This window comes from Streptomyces sp. NPDC052910, assembly GCF_055585605.1.
In genome coordinates, this window is sequence record NZ_JBVJJR010000001.1 from 792,290 (window position 1) to 812,847 (window position 20,558).

Annotated in this window: 15 protein-coding genes and 1 pseudogene; 9 read left to right on the forward strand and 7 right to left on the reverse strand. The window is 71.7% G+C overall.

The genetic code is table 11. The features are described 5' to 3' along the window. Positions 1–141: 141 nt before the first annotated feature. The 3 genes from xseA to ACZ6X9_RS03380 all read left to right on the forward strand — a co-directional run bounded on the left by xseA (position 142) and on the right by ACZ6X9_RS03380 (position 2,417). On the forward strand, positions 142–1,359 hold the full coding sequence (gene xseA / locus ACZ6X9_RS03370; protein WP_469776202.1) for an exodeoxyribonuclease VII large subunit: 1,218 nt from the start codon (positions 142–144) through the stop codon (positions 1,357–1,359). A gap of 40 nt (positions 1,360–1,399) precedes the next feature. Beyond that, positions 1,400–1,672: an exodeoxyribonuclease VII small subunit gene (locus ACZ6X9_RS03375; RefSeq protein WP_469776203.1), complete on the forward strand. Its 273-nt coding sequence runs from the start codon at positions 1,400–1,402 to the stop codon at positions 1,670–1,672. 154 nt (positions 1,673–1,826) lie between these two features. Then, positions 1,827–2,417 carry a malonic semialdehyde reductase gene (locus tag ACZ6X9_RS03380; RefSeq protein WP_469776204.1) on the forward strand — a complete coding sequence of 197 codons (591 nt, stop codon included), beginning with the start codon at positions 1,827–1,829 and terminating at the stop codon, positions 2,415–2,417. Between the two features lie 147 nt (positions 2,418–2,564). Here ACZ6X9_RS03380 and ACZ6X9_RS03385 read toward each other — a convergent pair whose 3' ends face one another. Further along, positions 2,565–3,107 carry a DUF4245 domain-containing protein gene (locus ACZ6X9_RS03385; protein ID WP_469776205.1) on the reverse strand — a complete coding sequence of 181 codons (543 nt, stop codon included), beginning with the start codon at positions 3,105–3,107 and terminating at the stop codon, positions 2,565–2,567. Positions 3,108–3,317: 210 nt separating this feature from the next. Between ACZ6X9_RS03385 and glpX the strand changes: the two genes are divergently transcribed. Further along, entirely contained in the window at positions 3,318–4,349 is a 1,032-nt protein-coding gene (glpX, locus tag ACZ6X9_RS03390; protein ID WP_469776206.1) for a class II fructose-bisphosphatase, read from the forward strand. A 195-nt stretch (positions 4,350–4,544) separates the two neighbouring features. Here the strand turns inward: glpX and ACZ6X9_RS03395 are convergent, their stop codons facing one another. Then, positions 4,545–4,850, reverse strand: a complete 306-nt coding sequence (locus tag ACZ6X9_RS03395; RefSeq protein WP_469776207.1) for a WhiB family transcriptional regulator — start codon at positions 4,848–4,850, stop codon at positions 4,545–4,547. A 270-nt stretch (positions 4,851–5,120) separates the two neighbouring features. Then, positions 5,121–5,789 (reverse strand): DUF1707 SHOCT-like domain-containing protein, encoded by a 669-nt coding sequence (locus tag ACZ6X9_RS03400; protein ID WP_469776634.1) that lies wholly within the window; start codon positions 5,787–5,789, stop codon positions 5,121–5,123. 209 nt (positions 5,790–5,998) lie between these two features. Here ACZ6X9_RS03400 and ACZ6X9_RS03405 point away from each other — a divergent pair, with 209 nt between their 5' ends. Then, positions 5,999–7,684 (forward strand): fumarate hydratase, encoded by a 1,686-nt coding sequence (locus ACZ6X9_RS03405; protein WP_469776208.1) that lies wholly within the window; start codon positions 5,999–6,001, stop codon positions 7,682–7,684. A 174-nt stretch (positions 7,685–7,858) separates the two neighbouring features. Here the strand turns inward: ACZ6X9_RS03405 and ACZ6X9_RS03410 are convergent, their stop codons facing one another. Next, on the reverse strand, positions 7,859–9,385 hold the full coding sequence (locus tag ACZ6X9_RS03410) for a ricin-type beta-trefoil lectin domain protein (protein WP_469776209.1): 1,527 nt from the start codon (positions 9,383–9,385) through the stop codon (positions 7,859–7,861). Positions 9,386–9,493: 108 nt separating this feature from the next. Between ACZ6X9_RS03410 and ACZ6X9_RS03415 the strand changes: the two genes are divergently transcribed. The 4 genes and pseudogenes from ACZ6X9_RS03415 (at position 9,494) to ACZ6X9_RS03430 (ending at position 14,629) form a co-directional block, all read left to right on the forward strand. After that, complete coding sequence (locus ACZ6X9_RS03415) at positions 9,494–10,888, forward strand: class II fumarate hydratase (protein ID WP_469776210.1); 1,395 nt, start codon at positions 9,494–9,496, stop codon at positions 10,886–10,888. Positions 10,889–11,031: 143 nt separating this feature from the next. Beyond that, positions 11,032–11,724, forward strand: coding sequence for a cytidylyl-2-hydroxypropylphosphonate hydrolase (gene fomD, locus ACZ6X9_RS03420; RefSeq protein ID WP_469776211.1), 693 nt, complete (start codon positions 11,032–11,034; stop codon positions 11,722–11,724). A 136-nt stretch (positions 11,725–11,860) separates the two neighbouring features. After that, complete coding sequence (locus ACZ6X9_RS03425) at positions 11,861–12,541, forward strand: class I SAM-dependent methyltransferase (protein ID WP_469776635.1); 681 nt, start codon at positions 11,861–11,863, stop codon at positions 12,539–12,541. Beyond that, positions 12,522–14,629 (forward strand): annotated as a pseudogene (locus ACZ6X9_RS03430) (SpoIIE family protein phosphatase). Before ACZ6X9_RS03425 ends, ACZ6X9_RS03430 begins: the two are co-directional and overlap by 20 nt. Here ACZ6X9_RS03430 and ACZ6X9_RS03435 read toward each other — a convergent pair. The 3 genes from ACZ6X9_RS03435 to ACZ6X9_RS03445 form a co-directional block, all read right to left on the reverse strand. Next, positions 14,619–15,152 carry a hypothetical protein gene (locus tag ACZ6X9_RS03435; protein ID WP_469776212.1) on the reverse strand — a complete coding sequence of 178 codons (534 nt, stop codon included), beginning with the start codon at positions 15,150–15,152 and terminating at the stop codon, positions 14,619–14,621. The pseudogene ACZ6X9_RS03430 and the gene ACZ6X9_RS03435 overlap by 11 nt on opposite strands. A gap of 190 nt (positions 15,153–15,342) precedes the next feature. Beyond that, complete coding sequence (locus ACZ6X9_RS03440) at positions 15,343–19,479, reverse strand: NocE (protein WP_469776213.1); 4,137 nt, start codon at positions 19,477–19,479, stop codon at positions 15,343–15,345. Between the two features lie 232 nt (positions 19,480–19,711). Continuing rightward, a complete protein-coding gene (locus ACZ6X9_RS03445) occupies positions 19,712–20,107 on the reverse strand; it encodes a hypothetical protein (RefSeq protein WP_469776214.1) in 396 nt (131 codons plus the stop codon). Positions 20,108–20,558: the final 451 nt, after the last annotated feature.

Here is a 20,558-nt window from a genome sequence, read left to right on the forward strand (position 1 = left end):
TGCGGAGGGTGGTGGGGCGGGGCGCGGTGAGCTGCCCCCGGTCCCGCCCTTTCCCTGGTTCCCGAGCCCCGGCAAACGGCCGCGCCGCTTGTCCGAAAGCTCCGGACGGGCCGAAGGGCCGGCCCCGATACCCTCGGTCCCATGGCCCTCTCCACCTCCCCCGACGCCCCGATCCCCGTCGGACAGGTCTCCCGGCTCATCGGCGGCTGGATCGACCGGCTCGGCGCCGTCTGGGTCGAAGGCCAGATCACGCAGTTGTCCCGGCGGCCGGGCGCGGGGGTCGTCTTCCTGACCCTGCGTGACCCCTCGCACGACATCTCCCTCTCGGTGACCTGCTACCGCGCGGTGTTCGACCGGGTCGCGGACGTCGTCGCCGAGGGCGCCCGGGTCGTCGTGCACGCGAAGCCGGAGTGGTACGCGCCGCGCGGGTCGCTGTCCCTGCGGGCGGCGGAGATCCGGCCGGTGGGGGTCGGAGAGCTGCTGGCGCGGTTGGAGCAGTTGAAGAAGTCGCTGGCGCGGGAGGGGCTGTTCGACGCGGAGCGGAAGCGGCCGCTGCCGTTCCTGCCGCAGTTGATCGGACTTGTCTGCGGACGGGCGTCGGCCGCCGAGCGGGACGTGCTGGAGAACGCCCGGCACCGGTGGCCGGCCGTCCGTTTCGAGGTGCGCAATGTGCCGGTGCAGGGCGTGCACGCGGTGCCGAAGGTGGTCGAGGCGGTCCGGGAGCTGGACGCGCTCGACGAGGTGGACGTGATCGTCGTCGCGCGCGGCGGCGGCAGTGTGGAGGATCTGCTGCCGTTCTCGGACGAGCAGTTGGTCCGGGCGGTGGCCGCGTGCCGGACGCCGGTGGTGTCGGCGATCGGGCACGAGCCGGACTCCCCGCTGCTCGACCTCGTGGCCGACCTGCGGGCGTCCACGCCCACCGACGCCGCCAAGCGCGTCGTCCCCGACGTGGGCGAGGAGCTGGCGCGCGTCGGGCAACTGGGGGGCCGGGCGCTGCGGGCGGTGACCTCGCTGCTGGACCGGGAGGAGCGCGGGCTGGCCGCCGTGCGGGCGCGGCCCTGCATGGAGCGTCCGCAGCGGATGGTGGACGAGCGGGAGGAACAGGTCGAGGGGCTGCTGGGCCGGGCCAGGCGGACGTTCGGGCACCTGCTGGACCGGGCCGACTCGGAGCTGACGCACACGCACGCCCGGGTGGTGGCCCTCTCCCCCGCCGCGACGCTGCGGCGCGGGTACGCCGTCCTACAGCACGCCGACGGTTCGGTGGTCCGGGCCGCGGACGAAGTGGCGGCGGGCGAGGAACTGCGGGCGCGGGTCGCCGAGGGCGCGTTCACGGTGCGCGCCGAGGGGCGGGCCGGCTGAGCCCGCGGTGTCCCTCCCGGCAGGCCCTACGCTGGGCGGCATGGCGAACACGGGTGAGTCCGGCACCGGGACCGGCGCGGACGAGGAGCTGAGCGCGCTCGGCTACGAGCAGGCGCGGGACGAGCTGATCGAGGTCGTCCGCAGGCTGGAGACCGGCGGGCAGACGCTGGAGGAGTCGCTGGCCCTGTGGGAGCGCGGCGAGGCGCTGGCGCGGGTGTGCCGGCACTGGCTGGAGGGGGCGAGGGCGCGGCTGGACGCGGCGCTGTCCGCGCCCGAGTCCGGGCCGGGAGCGGAATCGGCCGACGAGGAGTGATCCGGGAGGGGCGGCCGGCGGTTCCGGTGCGCCCCGGCAGTGGGGTGACATACGCCGCTTTAGTTTAAGATTCAGTTGAAAGTTCACACAGCTTTCCCCTAGTGTGGACACCGGCCGCCCCCGGCACACCCCCACAGCAAGGAAGGTCACTCCCATGACTCTCGCCCTGGACACCGCCGCGCAGGACCTGCTCTTCCGCGAGGCCCACACGGCCAACGCGTTCACCGACGAGCCGGTCACCGACGAGCAGATGCAGGCGCTGTACGACCTGATCAAGTACGCTCCCACGGCCTTCAACCAGTCGCCGCTGCGCATCGTCCTGGTCCGCTCCGAGGAGGCCCGCGACCGCCTCGTCGCCCACATGTCCGAGGGCAACCAGGCCAAGACCAAGGCCGCGCCGCTGGTCGCGATCCTGGCCGCCGACAGCGAGTTCCACGAGGAGCTGCCGGCCCTGTTCCCGCACTTCCCGCAGGCCAAGGACGTCTTCTTCAGTGAGCGCCCGGTCCGCGAGAAGTCCGCCGAGCTGAACGCCGCGCTGCAGGCCGGCTACTTCATCCTGGGCATCCGCGCCGCCGGCCTGGCCGCCGGCCCGATGACCGGCTTCGACGCCGAGGGCATCCGCAAGGAGTTCCTGGACGGCGACCACACCCCGATGCTCGTCGTCAACATCGGCAAGCCGTCGGAGGACGCCTACCGTCCGCGCTCCCCGCGCCTGGCCTACGACCAGGTCGTCTCGGTCGTCTGACACCACTGACGCCGTGATCTTCCAGGGGCCCCTCGTGGGCCCCTTCGGCGTACCGGGAGGCGGCGGCCGCGATGCGCCGGGAAGACCGGCACCGCCGGGCCGGCCCTTCGCCTGCCCGCCCCGGTCAGTCCCGCTCCGGCCCCCGGGTCAGCCCTTCGCCTTGCCGCCCTTGAGCGCCGCGGCCATCTCCGCGAGCCGGCTCTCCGACGCGGTCCCGGCGATCACCGTGGTCGCCCCGCCCTCCGAGCGCACCAGGGCGTTGTACTTCTCGCCCTCGTAGCGCTGCCAGACGGTGTCGCCCACGCGCCGCGTCCGCTTCGTCGGCTCGGCGTGCTGCGTGGAGTCCTCGATGAAGTCCCCCGCCGGGCCGTCGCTCTGCTCGATCTGGACGTACTCGGTGTCCGGGTCGATGAAGCCGAGGTGCCACACCCTGCCCTCGCCGCGCTCCTGGCGGTACCAGACGGAGGTCGCCCGCCAGTCGGAGCCCAGACCCTCCGGGCCCATCACCGGGTACGGCGCCGCGCGCCGGGCGGAGGCCAGCTCCACGCGGTAGTCGACCGTCTTCACCGGGTCGCGTCCGCTGCCCTCGTGCGGGAGCACCAGATAGCCCGTAGCCGCGACCGGAACCGTCACCGCCAGCGACAGCAGCATGTTCCGTACGGTCTTCTTCTTCCCATTCCTGCCTGCCACGCCCCCATCGTCCCCCATGGCCTCGGCGATCATGACGGCGGAGGGGGCCCGTCCGCGCGGCGGCGGGCGGCGGGGCCTTGACGGCGCTCATGCGTGGGGCGCCCTGCTCATTCTCGAAATCAGCGGATAAAGTCATGGACACCCTCACCCTCCTGGCTTACCCGGCAGGAGGGGACCCACGGCCGACCGCCGTACAGAAAGGTGCGCCCGATGACCGATCACCAACTCCCGTCCCAGCTTGAGGTCAGCCCGGAGGCCCCGGACCGCAACCTCGCCCTGGAGCTGGTCCGGGTGACCGAGGCGGGCGCCATGGCTTCGGGCCGCTGGGTCGGCCGCGGAGACAAGAACGGCGCCGACGGCGCCGCCGTCCGTGCCATGCGCGCGCTCATCCACACCGTGTCGATGAACGGCGTCGTCGTCATCGGCGAGGGCGAGAAGGACAACGCCCCGATGCTCTACAACGGTGAGCGCGTCGGCGACGGGACCGGCCCGGAGTGCGACGTGGCCGTGGACCCGGTGGACGGCACCACGCTGACCGCCAAGGGCATGGCCAACGCCGTCTCCGTGCTGGCCGTGGCCGACCGCGGCTCGATGTTCGACCCGTCGGCCGTCTTCTACATGGACAAGCTGGTCACCGGCCCGGAGGCCGCGGACTTCGTGGACATCAACGCGCCGGTGGCCGTGAACATCCGCCGGATCGCGAAGGCGAAGCGTTCCTCCCCCGAGGACGTGACGGTCGTCGTCCTGGACCGGCCGCGTCACGACGGCATCGTCAAGGAGATCCGCGAGGCCGGCGCCCGCATCAAGTTCATCTCCGACGGCGACGTGGCCGGCGCCATCATGGCCGTCCGTGAGGGCACCGGCGTCGACCTGCTGCTGGGCATCGGCGGGACGCCCGAGGGCATCATCGCCGCCTGCGCCATCAAGTGCCTCGGCGGCACCATCCAGACCAAGCTGTGGCCCAAGGACGACGCGGAGCGCCAGCGGGCGATCGACGCCGGGCACGACCTGGACCGGGTGCTCTGCACCGACGACCTGGTCAGCGGCGACAACGTGTTCTTCGTCGCCACCGGCATCACCGACGGCGACCTGCTGCGCGGCGTGCGCTACCGGGCGGAGACGGCCACCACGCAGTCGCTGGTCATGCGGTCCAAGTCCGGGACGATCCGGCAGATCGACTCGGTGCACCGGCTGTCGAAGCTCCGGGCGTACAGCGCGATCGACTTCGAGCGGCCTAGCTGAGACGCGGCCTGGACCCGTCGGGCCGAAGCCCGCTGAGGGGCCCGGCTGAGGGGTTAGGCCGGGACTCCGCGGAGGCTCCGGCCGGGGCACGCCCCGGGAAGCGGCTCGCCGCTCGTCCCCGGACGCCGGACGGGCGGGGCCGGGAGGGCCGGCCTCGGCCGGCCCGTCCGGCGTCCGGGAACCCCGGGGCGTCCGCTACCCGGCCGCGGCCACCCGGGCCGACCGCTGGAGCTCCGCGTCCCGGCGCCGGCGGCGGGCGAGCACGACGCGGCGCTCGGCGGCGGTGAGGCCGCCCCAGACGCCGTACGGCTCGGGCTGGAGCAGCGCGTGCTCCCGGCACTCGACCATCACGGGGCAGCGCGCGCAGACGCGTTTGGCGGCCTCCTCGCGGGACAGACGGGCCGCCGTGGGCTCCTTCGACGGTGCGAAGAACAGACCGGCTTCATCCCGGCGGCACACCGCCTCCGAATGCCAGGGGCCGGCCTGATCCCGCGCGGACATCCGCGGCGACGGTACGGCGGCTTCCTGCAGGGGCTGATGCGGTAGCAGCACGGTCCACTCCTGACGACGGCTTTGCTCGGCCGGTTGAGTCACCCTTGCCCGTCTCACCCTGCACGGCCCCTGTCCGACAGTCGCACCCGCAGCCGTACGAGAGACGATGCACCAAGCTTTACCCGCTGTGCGCGTGCTTATTCACACCGTTGCCATGACCGGAATCCCGTCCGTCACCCCCGCCCCGCCCTCCGGGCCGCGTGACCGCCTGCGGCGCGGTCAGCCGGCCGCGCGGAGGTCCTTGACGCGCTTGCCCGCCCGGGCCTTGGCCATCACTCCGCCGAACAGCGCCCAGCCCGTCACCACGACCTCGGGCGCGCCCTCGTCGGGCGACTCGTGGGCGTCGACGTCGAACCCACCGAAGACACCGGTGCCGGTGCAGCGCAGCGAGACGTTCTCCGGGACCTTGATCTCGATGCCGCCGAAAAGGGCCCAACTGCTGATGACCACGGTCCGCCGCTCGAAGAACGCCTCCGTGAGGTCGATCTCCACCCCGCCGAACAGGGCGAACGCGTTCAGCCTGCCGCCCGCGCGCCAGCGGCCCCGGCGGGTGGCGCCGCCGAAGACGGCTATCAGGTTCTCGGCGGGGGCGGCCGGGGCGTAGGAGCCGTCCGGGTCCGCCGGCGCCGGACGGTGGGCGACGGCGGGCCGGGCGGCACCGGCCGGCAGGTCCCGGACCAGCGGCTCCAGCTCGCCTGCCGTACGGGCCCGGTACACGGCGTCCACGCGGTCGGCGTGCTCGTCCGGGGTGAGCCGGCCCTCGGCCAGCGCCTCCCGCAGGATGTCGGCGATGCGGTCGCGGTCCGCGTCGGACGCGCGCAGATCCGGCGCGGCGGGCGCCGTCGGCGCGGCCCGGCCGGGCACGGCGGGCGACTTGGTCAGGGGCACTCGGCGCTTCGCCGGCGATGACTCGTCCACGACACCAGCCTAACCATTCGCGATAGATCGCGACAGGGGGCGGGTGGCGGTTCCGCGCGGCCGGGTGAGGGCAACCTCACCGGCCCGCCGGCCGCCCGGCGGCCTACCCTGAGAGGCGCCGACGGACCCCGGGCCCGTCCGGCACCCCCAACCCGCAGAGTGAGTGAGGAATCGCCGCGATGTCTGACCGGTCAGTCCCCCCAGGGTTCGCCTACACGGATCTGCTGCCCCTGGGCGAGGACGAGACGCCGTACCGACTGATCACCTCCGAGGGCGTGTCGACCTTCGAGGCGGACGGACGCACGTTCCTCAAGGTGGAGCCCGAGGCGCTGCGCCGGCTCGCGGCGGAGGCGATCCACGACATCCAGCACTACCTGCGCCCGGCGCACCTCGCCCAGTTGCGGAAGATCGTGGACGACCCCGAGGCGTCGTCCAACGACAAGTTCGTCGCCCTGGACCTGCTGAAGAACGCCAACATCGCCGCCGCGGGCGTCCTCCCGATGTGCCAGGACACCGGCACGGCGATCGTCATGGGCAAGCGCGGCCAGAACGTGCTCACGGAGGGCCGGGACGAGGAGGCGCTCTCGCTCGGCATCTTCGACGCCTACACCGAGCTCAACCTGCGGTACTCGCAGATGGCGCCGCTCACCATGTGGGAGGAGAAGAACACCGGTTCCAACCTCCCCGCCCAGATCGAGCTGTACGCCACCGACGGCGGCGCGTACAAGTTCCTCTTCATGGCCAAGGGCGGCGGCTCGGCCAACAAGTCCTTCCTCTACCAGGAGACGAAGGCCGTGCTCAACGAGGCGAGCATGATGAAGTTCCTGGAGGAGAAGATCCGTTCGCTGGGTACGGCCGCGTGTCCGCCGTACCACCTCGCGATCGTGGTCGGCGGTACGAGCGCCGAGTACGCCCTGAAGACCGCCAAGTACGCCTCCGCCCACTACCTGGACGAGCTGCCCGAGGAGGGCTCGCCGCTCGGGCACGGCTTCCGGGACAAGGAGCTGGAGGAGAAGGTCTTCGAGCTGACGCAGAAGATCGGCATCGGCGCCCAGTTCGGCGGCAAGTACTTCTGCCACGACGTGCGCGTGGTGCGGCTGCCGCGGCACGGTGCGTCCTGCCCGGTCGCCATCGCGGTCTCCTGCTCGGCGGACCGCCAGGCCGTCGCGAAGATCACCGCCGAGGGCGTCTTCCTGGAGCGACTGGAGACGGACCCGGCGCGGTTCCTGCCGGACACCACGGACGAGCAGTTGGACGAGTCGTCCGACGTGGTGCGGATCGACCTCAACCGGCCGATGGACGAGATCCTGGCCGAGCTGACGAAGTACCCGGTCAAGACGCGGCTGTCGCTGTCCGGGCCGCTGGTCGTCGCCCGCGACATCGCGCACGCGAAGATCAAGGAGCGGCTGGACGCGGGTGAGGAGATGCCGCAGTACCTGCGCGACCACCCCGTCTACTACGCCGGGCCCGCGAAGACGCCCGAGGGGTACGCGTCCGGGTCCTTCGGGCCGACGACGGCCGGGCGGATGGACTCGTACGTCGAGCAGTTCCAGGCGGCGGGCGGTTCGAAGGTGATGCTCGCGAAGGGGAACCGTTCGAAGCAGGTCACGGACGCGTGTGCCGCGCACGGGGGGTTCTACCTCGGGTCGATCGGCGGTCCGGCGGCCCGGCTCGCGCAGGACTGCATCAAGAAGGTCGAGGTCGTCGAGTACGAGGAGCTCGGGATGGAGGCGGTCTGGAGGATCGAGGTGGAGGACTTCCCGGCGTTCATCGTCGTCGACGACAAGGGGAACGACTTCTTCCAGGATCCGGCACCGTCGTCTCCGACGTTCACGTCGATCCCGGTGCGGGGGCCCGGGCTGTAGGTGGGTTCGCCCCGGTCCCTCCCCTTCGCCGATTCCCGGGGGCTGCGCCCCCGGACCCCCCTTGTCGCGGCTTCGCCGCTCGTCCTCAAGCGCCGGACGGGCTATATCAGCCCGTCCGGCGTTTGAGGACAGCGCCCGCAGGGCGCTTCGGGGTGCGGGGCTCGCTCCCCGCCGTCAGGCGAAGCTCTGGCTCCGCGACCCGTCGCACCGCTGGAGCCGCACGGGGTCCTTCGCCGACGCGAGCGTCAGGCAGAGATCGGGAGCGGCCGCCGGGCGGAACGTTCCGCCGGAGCGCGTGAAGCGCTGGTTGGCACCGCCGTGACAGTTCCAGAGGGCGACAGCGGCGCCGGCCGTGTACTTGCCGCCGGGGACGTCGACGCACCGGTCGTGGGAGAGGGCGGTCCGCAGCGAGCCGCGCGCCGCGTCGTACATCCACTCCTGGTTGCGGCTGCCCGTGCAGTCCCAGCCGCCGACCGTCGTCCCGTTGCGGGAGGTGGAGCCGTAGGCGTCCACGCAGGTGCCGGTCGCGTCGTTGCGCAGCGGCCGGTACGCGTCGTCCCACGCGCCACCGTAGAGCTCGGGTTTCCCGGTGCTCGCGGGGTCGGCGCAGCCCGCCTCGCGGTGGGCGGAGGCGTAGAACGCGCTGAGGCAGGCCGCGAAGGCGGCGTGGCCGCGGGCGTTGGGGTGGAAGGACTGGCGGACGGAGTTGGAGTCCGGCGGGAACGGGTGGGAGAGGTCGACGTAGAGGCCGCGGGCCCAGGCGTCGTCCATGCAGACCTCGTGGCCGTGGAAGAGGCGCGAGTTGTCCAGGAAGGAGGCGCCGCTCTCGCGGGCGGCCCGGCGCATGCCGCGTTCGAAGGCGGGCACGGCGCTGTTCCGGCCCCAGGCGGCGTCCGAGGTGTAGCCGACGCAGCCGCCGGGGAGCTTGCCGGGGTAGTCCGGGTTGTCCTCGAAGTCGGGGCCGATGGGGCTCGGGTAGCCCATGACGACGAGCTTGTAGTCGCCGTCGGCGTAGCCCGCGTCGCGCATGACCGTGCGCAGGTCGCGGACGGTCTGCTCGACCTTGGGCACCAGGCCGTCGACGCGCGCCTGCCAGCCGGGGGCGTACTTCGGCTCGCAGGTGCCCTGGAGGGTGAGGTAGCGGGTGACGCAGTCGGTCATGACCGGGCCGAACTGGAGGTCGTCGTTGGCGCCGGCGACGAGCAGGACCAGCTTGACGCGGGTGTTGCGGGCCTTGATCGCCAGGTTGTCGCTCTGTACGAGCTCGTCGGCGTACTGCTTGGTGCCGCCGGCGCGGATGTTGACGGTCGTGGCTCCCGAGCAGGCGACGTTGTAGGTGACGTCGGCGGGGATCGAGGTGCGGTGGATGGCGGCGTCGGGTGAGCGGTGGCACCAGTTGTCCGGGCCGTCGGTGCCGGGTTCGTAGGTGCCGACGCCCTCGCCGGATATCTCGCTGTCGCCCAGGGACAACAGGGAGGTCTTCCGTTCGGCGAGCGGGCGTTCGGCGGCGTCGCCGTAGAGTCCGACCGCCTCGGCGGCCCGGATCCTCTCCAGCTCGGGGGTGAGCGGGGTCGAGGCGACGGGACGGCCCGCGGCGTGCGCGGTGCCGGTGGTGGCCATGGTTCCGGTCATACCGCCGAACACGGCTGTGAAAGCCGCGACGGCCGCGAGTGAACAGCGCAGGGTGGGTCTGCGTGTCATGGAGCCTCCCCGATTTCTGTTGTTACTCGCGGTATTTACTGGCTGGTAGTGGCCTTCGGGAACACCGTGAACCGGCCAAACGCTGTACTCCACAGGAGGTAAGTGACGATGACCGAGAGCGATCAGTACCGGATCGAGCACGACTCGATGGGTGAGGTACGCGTCCCCGCGCACGCCAAGTGGCGGGCGCAGACCCAGCGGGCCGTGGAGAACTTCCCGGTCAGCGGGCAGCGGCTGGAGCGGGCGCACATCGAGGCGCTGGCCCGGATCAAGGCCGCCGCCGCCAAGGTCAACGCCGAGCTGGGCGTGGTCGACAAGGAGATCGCGGAGGCGATCGCCGCCGCCGCGGCCGAGGTCGCGGAGGGACGCTGGGACGAGCACTTCCCGGTCGACGTCTTCCAGACCGGATCCGGCACCTCGTCCAACATGAACACCAACGAGGTCCTCGCCACCCTCGCGAGCGAACGGCTCGGCCGGGACGTGCACCCCAACGACCACGTCAACGCCAGCCAGTCGTCCAACGACGTCTTTCCGTCCTCGATCCACATCGCCGCCACGGCCGCCGTCACCCGGGAGCTGATCCCGGCGCTGGAGCACCTGGCGGAGGCGCTGGAGCGGAAGGCCGAGGAGTTCGCCGAGGTCGTCAAGTCGGGCCGGACGCACCTGATGGACGCCACGCCGGTGACGCTCGGCCAGGAGTTCGGCGGGTACGCGGCGCAGGTCCGGTACGGCGTCGAGCGGCTGCGCGCCTCCCTGCCGCGACTGGCCGAACTCCCGCTGGGCGGGACGGCGGTGGGCACGGGCATCAACACCCCCGCCGGCTTCTCCGCCGCCGTCATCGCCGAGGTCGCCCGGACCACCGGGCTGCCGCTCACCGAGGCCCGCGACCACTTCGAGGCGCAGGGCGCGCGGGACGGGCTGGTGGAGACCAGCGGCCAGTTGCGGACGATCGCCGTCGGACTCACGAAGATCGCCAACGACCTGCGCTGGATGTCCTCGGGGCCGCGCACCGGTCTGGCCGAGATCAGCCTTCCCGACCTCCAGCCGGGCTCCTCGATCATGCCGGGCAAGGTCAACCCGGTGATCCCGGAGGCCGTCCTGATGGTGGCCGCCCAGGTGATCGGCAACGACGCGACGGTGGCGACGGCGGGCGCGGCGGGCAACTTCGAGCTCAACGTGATGCTGCCGGTGATGGCCAGGAACCTGCTGGAGTCGGTCCGGCTGCTCGGCAACGCGGCGCGGCTGCTGGCCGACCGGACGATCGACGGGATCACCGCGAACGTGGAGCGGGCCCGGGAGTACGCCGAGTCCTCGCCCTCGGTGGTCACGCCGCTCAACCGGTACATCGGCTACGAGGAGGCGGCGAAGGTCGCCAAGAAGTCCCTCTCCGAGCGGAAGACCATTCGTCAGGTGGTGCTGGACGAGGGGTACGTCGAGCGCGGCCTGCTGACGGCGGAGCAGTTGGACGAGGCTCTGGACGTACTGCGCATGACACGGCCGTGACGGCGCGGCCCTAGCGGGACACGGGTGGCTGCGCGGCGGTAGCGGGACGCGGGCGACGGCACGGCCTCGGCGGGGCGCGGGCGTCGCCACCCGTGCGGTACACATCACGGCACGCGCCCGGCCGCGCCCCCTAAGATCTGCGCATGGCAGCGGAGACAGCGGACACCAGGACTACGACAGGCTCCGCGGGCGGGTTCTGGGCCCCCGGCGACCGGATCCTCTGGCGCTACCGCGCCAACGCCGGGGACCAGGTGCACATCTGCCGGCCGGTGACGGTCGTCCAGGACACCGCGGACCTGCTCGCCGTCTGGGTGGCGCCCGGGACGGAGTGCGTCCGTCCGGTGCTCGCCGACGGCACGCCCCCGTACCAGGAGCCCCTGGCGACCCGGTACACCAAGCCGCGGACCACGCGGGTCGACGCCTGGTCGGGCACCGGGGTGCTCAAGCTGGCCCGGCCCGGCGAATCCTGGTCGGTCTGGCTCTTCTGGGACCTCGACTGGCGGTTCAGGAACTGGTACGTGAATCTTGAGGAACCGCTCACGCGCTGGGCCGGCGGGGTCGACTCGGAGGACCACTTCCTGGACATCGCCGTCTACCCGGACCGCAGTTGGGAGTGGAAGGACGAGGACGAGTTCGCCCAGGCGCAGCGGGTGGGCCTGATGCCGGCCGCCCGTGCCGAGGAGGTGCGGGCCGCCGGGCGGGCGGCGGTCAGGCGGATCGAGGCGTGGGACGCCCCGTTCGCCTCCGGCTGGGAGCACTGGCGGCCCGACCCCGCGTGGCCGGTGCCGGCACTCCCGGACGACTGGGGGCGCACTCCGGCGCCCCTGCGGGCGTGAAGCGCTTGCCGTCGCCCCGCGGGGCAACCGTAGGATCGTCCTCCGCGCCCCCGTGTGCGTCGCCCACCGGCAACGCACCCGGCGCGCCGGGGAACATGACGTGGAGTCAGAAGCAGTCAGGCGGAAGGGCGGAGCGGTGAGCGGTGACCACATCCGGCGGGCCTACGACGGCTACGCCCCCGCGGGCCTGGACCGCAGCGGGCAGGCCGAGGCGTTCGACGCCATCGGCGACCGGTACGACGAGGCGTTCCCGCACAAGGAGGGCCAGCTCGCCTCCGGTGCCTGGCTCGCGGAGTCGCTGCCGGCCGGCTCCCGGATCCTCGATGTCGGCTGCGGCACCGGCCTGCCGACGGCCCGGCAACTGGTGGAGGCCGGGCACGAGGTGGTGGGCGTCGACCTGTCGGAAGGGATGCTCGAGCTGGCCCGGGCTCACGTCCCGGGGGCGGAGTTCCACCAGGCCGACCTCGCGGAGCTGCGGGACGGACGGCTGGGCACCTTCGACGGCGTCGCGGCCTTCTTCGCCCTGCTGATGCTGCCGCGCCCGGAGATACCCCACGCGCTGCGGATGCTGCACGGGCTGCTGAGACCCGGGGGGCTGATGGCTCTCTCGATGGTGGAGGCGGACGTGGACGACTATGCGATACCGTTCCTCGGTAACACGATTCGGGTATCGGGTTACCTGCGCGACGAGTTGCGGGAGGTCGTCCGCGAGGCGGGGTTCGAGATCGTCGGGGAGAACTCGCTGGCCTACGCCCCGCTGAGTACGGACGTCCCCCCCGAGATCCAGCTCTTCCTCAATCTGCGACGCGCCGCCTGACCATGGTGCGCCCTGTGCGACCGGGCTTGACGCCCCGACGGATGGAACCCCACGCGTGACGGAGCAGACCGACTCCCACGGAGGACAGCGGAATGCCGCAGTCCGGCATACCACCGCGCCGACGCCCGCGCCGGCCACAGCACCGCGCCCCCGCCCCGGCGACGCCCCCGACGACAGGCCCGGTGACAGGTCCGGTGACAGGTCCGACGACAACCTGCCGCTGCCGCGCGGGGCGCGGCCCGTACGGCCCGTCGTGAGCGCCTCCGAAGCGGCCGGACCGCCCGGCGGCACGGGCCCCGCGGCCGGGGCGCACTCCGGCGGCGGGGAGCGGCTGCGCTTTGTCGGCGCCGCCACCCGCCGGATCGCCCGCGGCATCGACCTGGACGAGATCGTGCTGGGCCTCTGCCGGGCCACCGTGCCGACGTTCGCCGACGCCATCCTCGTCTACCTGCGCGACCCGCTGCCGGTGGGCGACGAGCGGCCGGTCGGCCCCGTCGTCCTGCGGCTGCGCCGCACCGACCGGCTCCCCGAGTACGCGCGCGGCCTGGGCACGCCGGACACCACCTGGCCGCCGGAGGGCCCCGCGGCGCCGGAGGCCGGATCCCGGCCGGCCGACTCCCCCGGCCTCGGGCTGGAGCTCGCCGACGAGGCGGCCGAGCGCTGCGAGGTACGCATAGGCGGGCCGCTCGCGGAGGTGCTGCGGGGTGTCCGGCCCGTCTTCGGGGACTCCTCGGCCGCGCGGGCGGCCCTGCCCGAACTGCTGGGCGAGGACCGGCACGTACCGCAGCGGCGCCGGACGATCCTCGCGCCGCTGCGCGGCCGCCGCCGGGTCATCGGCGCCGCGGTCTTCATCCGCCGCCCCGACCGCTCGGCGTTCGAGGGCGACGACCTGCTGGTGGCCGCGCAGCTCGCCACCCACACCGCGCTCGGCGTGGACAAGGCGGTGCTCTACGGCCGCGAGGTGTACATCGCGGACGAGCTCCAGCGCACCATGCTCCCCGACTCCCTCCCGCAGCCCACCGGTGTCCGGCTCGCCAGCCGCTACCTGCCGGCCGCGGAGACCGCCGGGTGGGCGGCGACTGGTACGACGCCATCCCGCTGCCCGGCAACCGCATCGCGCTGGTCGTCGGCGACGTGATGGGCCACTCCATGACGTCCGCCGCGATCATGGGCCAGTTGCGGACCACCGCGCAGACCCTGGCGGGCCTGGACCTGCCCCCGCAGGAGGTGCTGCATCATCTCGACGAGCAGGCGCAGCGGCTGGGTTCGGACCGGATGGCGACCTGCCTCTACGCGGTCTACGACCCGGTCTCGCACCGCATCGTGATCGCCAACGCGGGCCATCCGCCGCCCATCATGCTGCACCGCGGCGGCCGGGCCGAGGTGCTGCGGGTGCCGCCGGGCGCGCCGATCGGCGTCGGCGGGGTGGACTTCGAGGCCGTGGAGCTGGACGCGCCCGCGGGCGCCACCCTGCTGCTCTACACCGACGGGCTGGTCGAGTCGCGGATCCGGGACGTCTGGACGGGCATAGAGCAGCTCCGTGAGCGACTCATCGACACCGCCCGCCTCACCCTTCCCAACCCGCCGCCGCTGGAGCCGCTGTGCGACGAGGTGCTGGGCATGCTCGGCCCGGGCGACCGGGACGACGACATCGCCCTGCTCGCCGCCCGCTTCGAGGGCATAGCGCCGAGCGACGTCGCGTACTGGTTCCTCGACCCGCGCCCGCAGACCGCCCGCCAGGCCCGCCGGCTGGCCCGCCGGGCGCTGGACCGCTGGGGCCTGACGGAGCTCACCGACGCGGTGGAACTGCTGGTCAGCGAGGTGATCACCAACGCCGTCCGGTACGCGGAACGGCCGATCACCCTCCGCCTGCTGCGGACGGACGTACTCCGCTGCGAGGTCGGTGACGACGTGCCCCAACTCCCGCGGCTGCGCCAGGCCCGCCCCTCGGACGAGGGCGGCCGCGGCCTGTACCTGGTGAACAAGCTGGCCCGGCGGTGGGGGGCGACACGGCTGAGCACGGGGAAGGTGGTGTGGTTCGAGCTGGGGCTGCCCGGGCCGTCGGGGTCTCCGCCCGTCAATGGGTGAAAGGGGGCGCTCCACAGCCCGTGTCCGGATACGGGCCGTGGACGTCGACCGCGACACGGCTCGTGGCCACGCTTCCCGACACACACGCGGTCGCGCCCACGGCGAAGGAGAACACGGAGCCTTCTTCCGGACGCGCTCCGGACCGCGCCGGCCCCGGTCCGGCCACGGAAAGGGTGGACCGGTCGACGATCCGCCCCAGCGTCCTCCGCACCGCCGCCGGGCCGACGTCACCGTGCCGGCGCGACGCGTCGAGCGCCTTCTCCGCCTCCTCCGCCTTCGCGCGCGCGTCCTTCTCGTCGTGCGGGTCCATCGCGGCGGCGCGGGTGACGCGGGAATTGTCGGAATGGTTCGGCGGCGCGTCCCCTCGGGGCGCCGTCGGGGTTGACGTGGTGGGCGCGTCGTGACCGTTCATGTTCTTGAACAGGTCGTCTCCGTCGACCGCCCCGCACCCCGTCACCGTGAGAGCGGCCACCACGGCGACGAGGGCGCCGATCGTCCGTCGTGCAGATGCGTGCTGCGACATACGGCAAGTCTCCCCGCTCGGGTGGACGGTGTTCATGAGTACCCGTACTCAATTCCCGCTCCCGCGCGAAGAGACCGGGCCCGCTCCCGCGGAACCCGGTCCTTCACGCCTGAGCCGAGTGGTTCCGGCCTCCTTCGAAAAGCTCTGCGAGGAGCTCTGCGGGGAGTTGTTCGGGGAACCGTTCGGGAAGCTAGAGGCCCATGCCGGCCATCGTGCTCTCCAGCGCGTCGGCGTAGAGACGGGCTCCCGCGATCTTCGGGTGGAACGACTGGGCCGACAGCCCGTACTTCTCGGTGATCACCCGGGAGTACTTGCCGATGATCGGGAAGTCGTCCAGCGGCTCGTCCGAGTCCACGAGCGTCTTGACCACTCCGTGCACGGTCTCGGGATCACCGCAGACGGTCTTGCCGTCGAAATTGCCCTTGGGATTGGAGAACCAGGCCTGGACTCCACCCTTCCGGGCGTCGTCGACCGCGCCCTGCATCGCGCCGGACAGCGTGTCCGCGACGGTGTTGAGCCAGGCGCTGGAATCCTCGGACAAGCCGAACGAGACGCCGAACTCGAAGCGCAGGCACTCACCCTTCTTGGAGATCAGCGGCGGATACCCCATGAGCACGATCTTCGCGTTCGGGGCCTTGGCGTGGATCTCCTTCAGCGTCTTGGCGATGTCGGCGCGGACCACCTCGTTGATGATTCCGGGAACGGCGTCCTTCAGGGGCTGCCCGACGAATTTCCGGTCCCGGCCCTCGACGTGCCGGTCCGTGTCGCCTTCCCCGAAAGTGTCCCCCTCGCAGCTCGACGAACCCATCTTGATCAGGCACTTCTGGATGACCGCCGCGAAGCGGGCGTCGTTGCCACCGATGCTGATCGTGACCAGCGACGTGTTCTGGTCGAGGTATCCCTTGTCCAGTTGCGGCAGTTCGCCGCCGTTGTCCTGGACCACGCCGTAGGGGAGCACGTTGTACGTACGGGCACCCGAGCAGGCGATGAGGTGGTAGTCAAGCGACGGGTCGCGCTGGTCGGCGCGGGACCCGTTGGACGCCCCGCGGCCCGGAATGGTCGCCTGCCGCGACCACGCCTGGGTGGACCGGTGGCAGGCGTCGCGCGCCGAGGAGTTCTGCTTGTCCCGGAAATTGGTCTCCGGGTAGTAGTCCCGGTTGCCTTCCGAGGCACCCTCACCGGACGAATAGGAATCGCCCATCGCGACGACGAAGTCCTTCGGCTTGCCCGGCAACGGCTGGAACGCCACGGAATCCCAGGCGATGTCCTCCGTGCCGACGCCGTCGTCCGTATCCGCTTCCAGCGTCACGGTCGGGGTGCCGGTGAAGCGGAAGACACCCAGATCGACCCAACTGTTCTTGCCGATGCGCTGCGGCTGCACCCGCTTCGGACTGGTCGAATCGGTTCCCCCCACCAGGTACGCGGCCTGCCGGGTGTGCGCTCCGTGATCCGGAATGTGCGTGTACACCCGCATCCAGCCCCGCTGTGACGAGTTCAGCGTCCACTTGCCGCTGACGGCCATGCGTTTGCCCTCGGCCGTCGCCTTCCAGCGGGTGTGGGCGAACCAGAAGTGGTTGCCGTTGCCCGCGCCGATCTGATGCAGGTCGACCCTGGCGTTGTCGCTGCCGAAGTCGAAGTCGAACGATCCCTGCGAGGACACGGCCCCGCATCCGCGTGACGGCGATCCGGCCGGTACCGTCCCGCCGGGCAGATCGTCCACGATCAGCGAGCCGGCCGGCAGACCCGTGTTGCAGCGCGGCGGGTACGAGTCCGCGTCCGGCTGCTCGGGATAGGTGTCGTCGAACCGGTGCACCGGATTGCCGCACTGGGCGAGGACCGTGCACTCTTTCCATTTCGCAGGACGGTTGTACCAGCACTTCAGGTACAGCGGATTCTTGGTGTCGGGGTCACCGGGCAGCAGGCACGGCCCTTTGCCGGTGTTGTTCGACGCGTCGGTGCCGATGGCCGACGGATTGCAGTCGTTGCTGCCGTCGCAGAACAGGCCGATCGGCGGCTTCGCCGCGGTGCGGGCCTCCTTGCTGTTCCACCAGGCGGCCCGGTAGCCGGGCTGGAAATCCCCGGGCTTGGTCATCGCCGAGATCGGGCGGGCGGCCCAGCCGATCACCTTCTCCTCGTAAGGCCAGTCCTGAGGGTGAGCCGCGTGGCTGTAGTCGTCGGTGCCGTCCGGCTTCTCCAGGAAGGGGGTCCGGTTCTCCTTCCACAGCGGGTTGGCGGGATTGTTCGTCCAGCCGACGCCCCACTTGCCGTTCTCGGGGCTCGATTTGGGGTGGTAGCCCGCGTTGTACGCCCACAGGGCGTAGAACCAGTTCTCGATGTACTTGGGACTGCCGTCATTGATGACGAGGCCGTCCTTCTGGGTGGCGTTCCACTTCTCGACGAGGATGTTGACGCCCGCGGCGATGTTCGCGGCGTAGTCCAGCGCCACGGCCTCCTGCTGCACCGTGGTCTTGGGCTGCTCGATCTTGTTGCCGTTCTTGTCGGTCTTCTCTCTGCCGTGCATCCGCATGCCGTCGGTGACCTGCGTGATGCCGTAGCCGCAGTCGGCCTCTTTGAAGTCGATGGCGAACGGGTCGGCCTGGTTGCCGTCGGCGGAGTACTTGACCCCGTAGAAATTGCCGATGAGGGAGTTGCCGGTGGCTCCCGGCACCACGAACCGGGTGGCCTGCCACATGTTGGATTCCTGGGCGGTGATGCCGAGCATGACCGTCGCGGGCACGTGCCAGTCACCCCCCGTACCGCCGCTCAGCGGTGTGAGGGGGAACAGCGACTGCGGCGCGTACGCCGCCATGCCGGTGTTCTTCCAGTTCGCCGGGCGGGTGGCGCCCTTGTTCAACTGGCCGACGACCGCCTGGTCCACGGCCCACTCGATCTGGCGGGGCGTCGGCTGGAACGCCTGCTTCCGCGGGTCGTTGCGCGGCACGGAGCAGTAGCGGTCGGGTTCGACCGTACCGCCCGCGACGGAGCGCCGGGACGTTCCACCGCCCTGCGCCGTGAGCGCCGGTGACGTGGTGCTTCCCGCCCGGAGACCGCTCCGCCCGCCGACCGGGTCCTGCGTGGGCGGGGCGTCCAGCTCGATCGCCCTGCCGGTGCGCAGGGCCTTCACCGTGGTCCGCACGGTGCGCTCTTCGAGCGCTTCCTCGGGCCGGATGCGGGAGTCCTTGCCATCCGCCCATCGCGAGGTGACCGCGGCCCGCCCCGCGCTGGACACCCGGGCGTCCTTGTCGATCCCGCCGGGGTTGTGCAGCGGGCCCCGCGCACGGTCCTTCGTCGTGGCCTTGCCGGTGACGTACACCTGCCCGCCCGGGGAGGCCGACAGGTCGAACTCCGACAGCCTGCCCTGGGCGAGAACCGCCGGTTTCGTGGCTTCCTTCGGCTTGGCGAGCTCGTTCGCGCCCACGCGCGAGACGCTGGCGGTCTCCCCGGCCGGGGCGGCGGCCGCGGTCGCGGTCCGCTGGGGGCCGGTGGCCGCAGGGGTGCGGTCGATGAAGGTGACGCCGCCGTCCGCGTCCGCCTTGAGCTGGAACGGCCAGGCCTTGGTCGTGGCGACCGGGCGGACCTTGCCGGCCTTGACCGTGACGATGTGCGGCCCCGAGGCGCCGACGACGCCGTGCCGGGTGGGTATCGCCGACGTGACCTGACCGGCCACCGTCTGCTTCTCGGCGACCCGCCCGGTGGCGGCGTCGACCGTGACGAGACGGGTCTGGTTCTTCTCCGCCTTGTCGTCCGACAACGCGGTGAACACGGCCTGGTCGCCGTGGCCGCAGCCGGGCGAGAAGTAGCCGAGCGTGGCCTGGAAAGGCAGCTTGGTGACCTTTCCGGCGGCCAGGTCGACAACCGCGGTGAAGGCACCGCGCGACATCAGCTCGGGCTTGTTCGTGAACGTGCGCGGCGCATAGGCGACGGCCGCGTACGCACCCGACGCGGTCACGCAGGCGTTGCCGATCCAGGTATCGGTGTCGAACCCGGCCTCGGACAGCGACGCCGCCGTCCGCCAGGCGTAGCCGTTCTTCTCGTCCGCGACCATGAGGTGGAATCCGGTGCCGTCACCGGAGGTGGTGAAGGCGCGGTCACCGGAGGTCTTCCAGTCCTTGCCCAGCAGCTCGGCCCGCTTCTCCACCGGTACGGCGGGCGCCTTCTCACCGCCTTCGCCGTTGCCGGGCCCGGCGGGCGCCGACCAGCCGTCGGCCCTTCCGGGGGGTGGCGTCGCTCCCGCGAACGCCTGGGTGGTGCCGACGCCGGCGGCCAGCGCCATCGCCACGGCCAAGGTCACGGGCAGGCGCGTGTGTCTCCACAGAATGCGTATCACTTTCGTTCCTCACTGGGATGGGGGAGCGAAACGTCCCTGCGATCGGGACAGGGGGAAATCACGCCCGAGGGGCGCGTAGGGGAAAGCCGAGCGGGGCCTTGGGCTGTCGCTCAAGGCCCCGCAAGGGAGGGTGGTCTCGGCCGTCGCTCAGAAAGACGCCGAGCCCCCGCTTCCGTCAAGTGAACGGAGGCACCGTGGAGCGGTCCACGCTCTCACGTCGTACGCGGAACGTTCAGCGGGCGTCACGCGCCCGGAACTCCGCCTGTGAATCGGCACTTGCCTCGACCGCGTAACCCGTTCCCTTGGGGCACACGACGTATGACGTCGCGTTGGGATTGGTCCAGTGACCGAAATACCAGCCATTCACTTTACTGCACCGCACTGCGGGGCGAAATGCAATGGATTTGCAGTAGGCGATGCCCATGTCCCCTTGGGTCCACGCCGAGCACCTACTGCCGCTCACACTCCGGGTGACACCTCCGATCTCCTGGCGATCAACTGTGACGGTGTCCGCGGAGGAGACGCCGGCGGACGTGAGCACAGCGGCTCCCGTCGCGGCCGATACCGCCACAGCACGGACCTTCGTCGCCCAACTCATGGACTTCTCCTTCGTCTTGAAGGCGAACACCGGAGATCATTCCCGCGGGAAACAGGCAGGCACCAGGCGCTATCCCGCCACGTTGCTTTCCAGCCGTGCGGCCGGGCGCCGGCGCGTGGCCGGAGCCGATCGATTCCGCCGCTGCCACTCATGGGAGATGTTGCGGGAAAAGCCATCTTTTAGGGGCGCTATGGCGACTATGCGAGGCACGCGGTCGCAGCGCCGCCGCTCCCCTTCCGTGCAATTCGGGAGCAGGCGGGCGCGGCCGGTCCGGCGGGCCGGGGCGGCCGTCGCGGCCGGAACCGCGCGGCATTACCCAGGGCCGCCCTCAGGTACGCATGATTCCGGCCGGTCACGGCCCGGCTCGGAGCCTCACCACCGGCCCTTGCCCGTGGCCGGGACTTGACGTCGTGAGCGGGCGGTTCTCCTGCCCCACAGACGAACATCTGCCCCACAGACGAAAAAGCGGCTGCCGTGCCCA

Excerpts from the sequence above, each read along its gene's own strand:
- xseA (WP_469776202.1), top strand. The coding sequence starts at position 142 with ATGGCCCTCTCCACCTCCCCCGACGCCCCGATCCCCGTCGGACAGGTC.
- ACZ6X9_RS03375 (WP_469776203.1), top strand. The coding sequence starts at position 1,400 with ATGGCGAACACGGGTGAGTCCGGCACCGGGACCGGCGCGGACGAGGAG.
- ACZ6X9_RS03380 (WP_469776204.1), top strand. The coding sequence starts at position 1,827 with ATGACTCTCGCCCTGGACACCGCCGCGCAGGACCTGCTCTTCCGCGAG.
- glpX (WP_469776206.1), top strand. The coding sequence starts at position 3,318 with ATGACCGATCACCAACTCCCGTCCCAGCTTGAGGTCAGCCCGGAGGCC.
- ACZ6X9_RS03395 (WP_469776207.1), bottom strand. The coding sequence starts at position 4,850 with ATGTCCGCGCGGGATCAGGCCGGCCCCTGGCATTCGGAGGCGGTGTGC.
- ACZ6X9_RS03405 (WP_469776208.1), top strand. The coding sequence starts at position 5,999 with ATGTCTGACCGGTCAGTCCCCCCAGGGTTCGCCTACACGGATCTGCTG.
- ACZ6X9_RS03410 (WP_469776209.1), bottom strand. The coding sequence starts at position 9,385 with ATGACACGCAGACCCACCCTGCGCTGTTCACTCGCGGCCGTCGCGGCT.
- ACZ6X9_RS03415 (WP_469776210.1), top strand. The coding sequence starts at position 9,494 with ATGACCGAGAGCGATCAGTACCGGATCGAGCACGACTCGATGGGTGAG.
- fomD (WP_469776211.1), top strand. The coding sequence starts at position 11,032 with ATGGCAGCGGAGACAGCGGACACCAGGACTACGACAGGCTCCGCGGGC.
- ACZ6X9_RS03435 (WP_469776212.1), bottom strand. The coding sequence starts at position 15,152 with ATGTCGCAGCACGCATCTGCACGACGGACGATCGGCGCCCTCGTCGCC.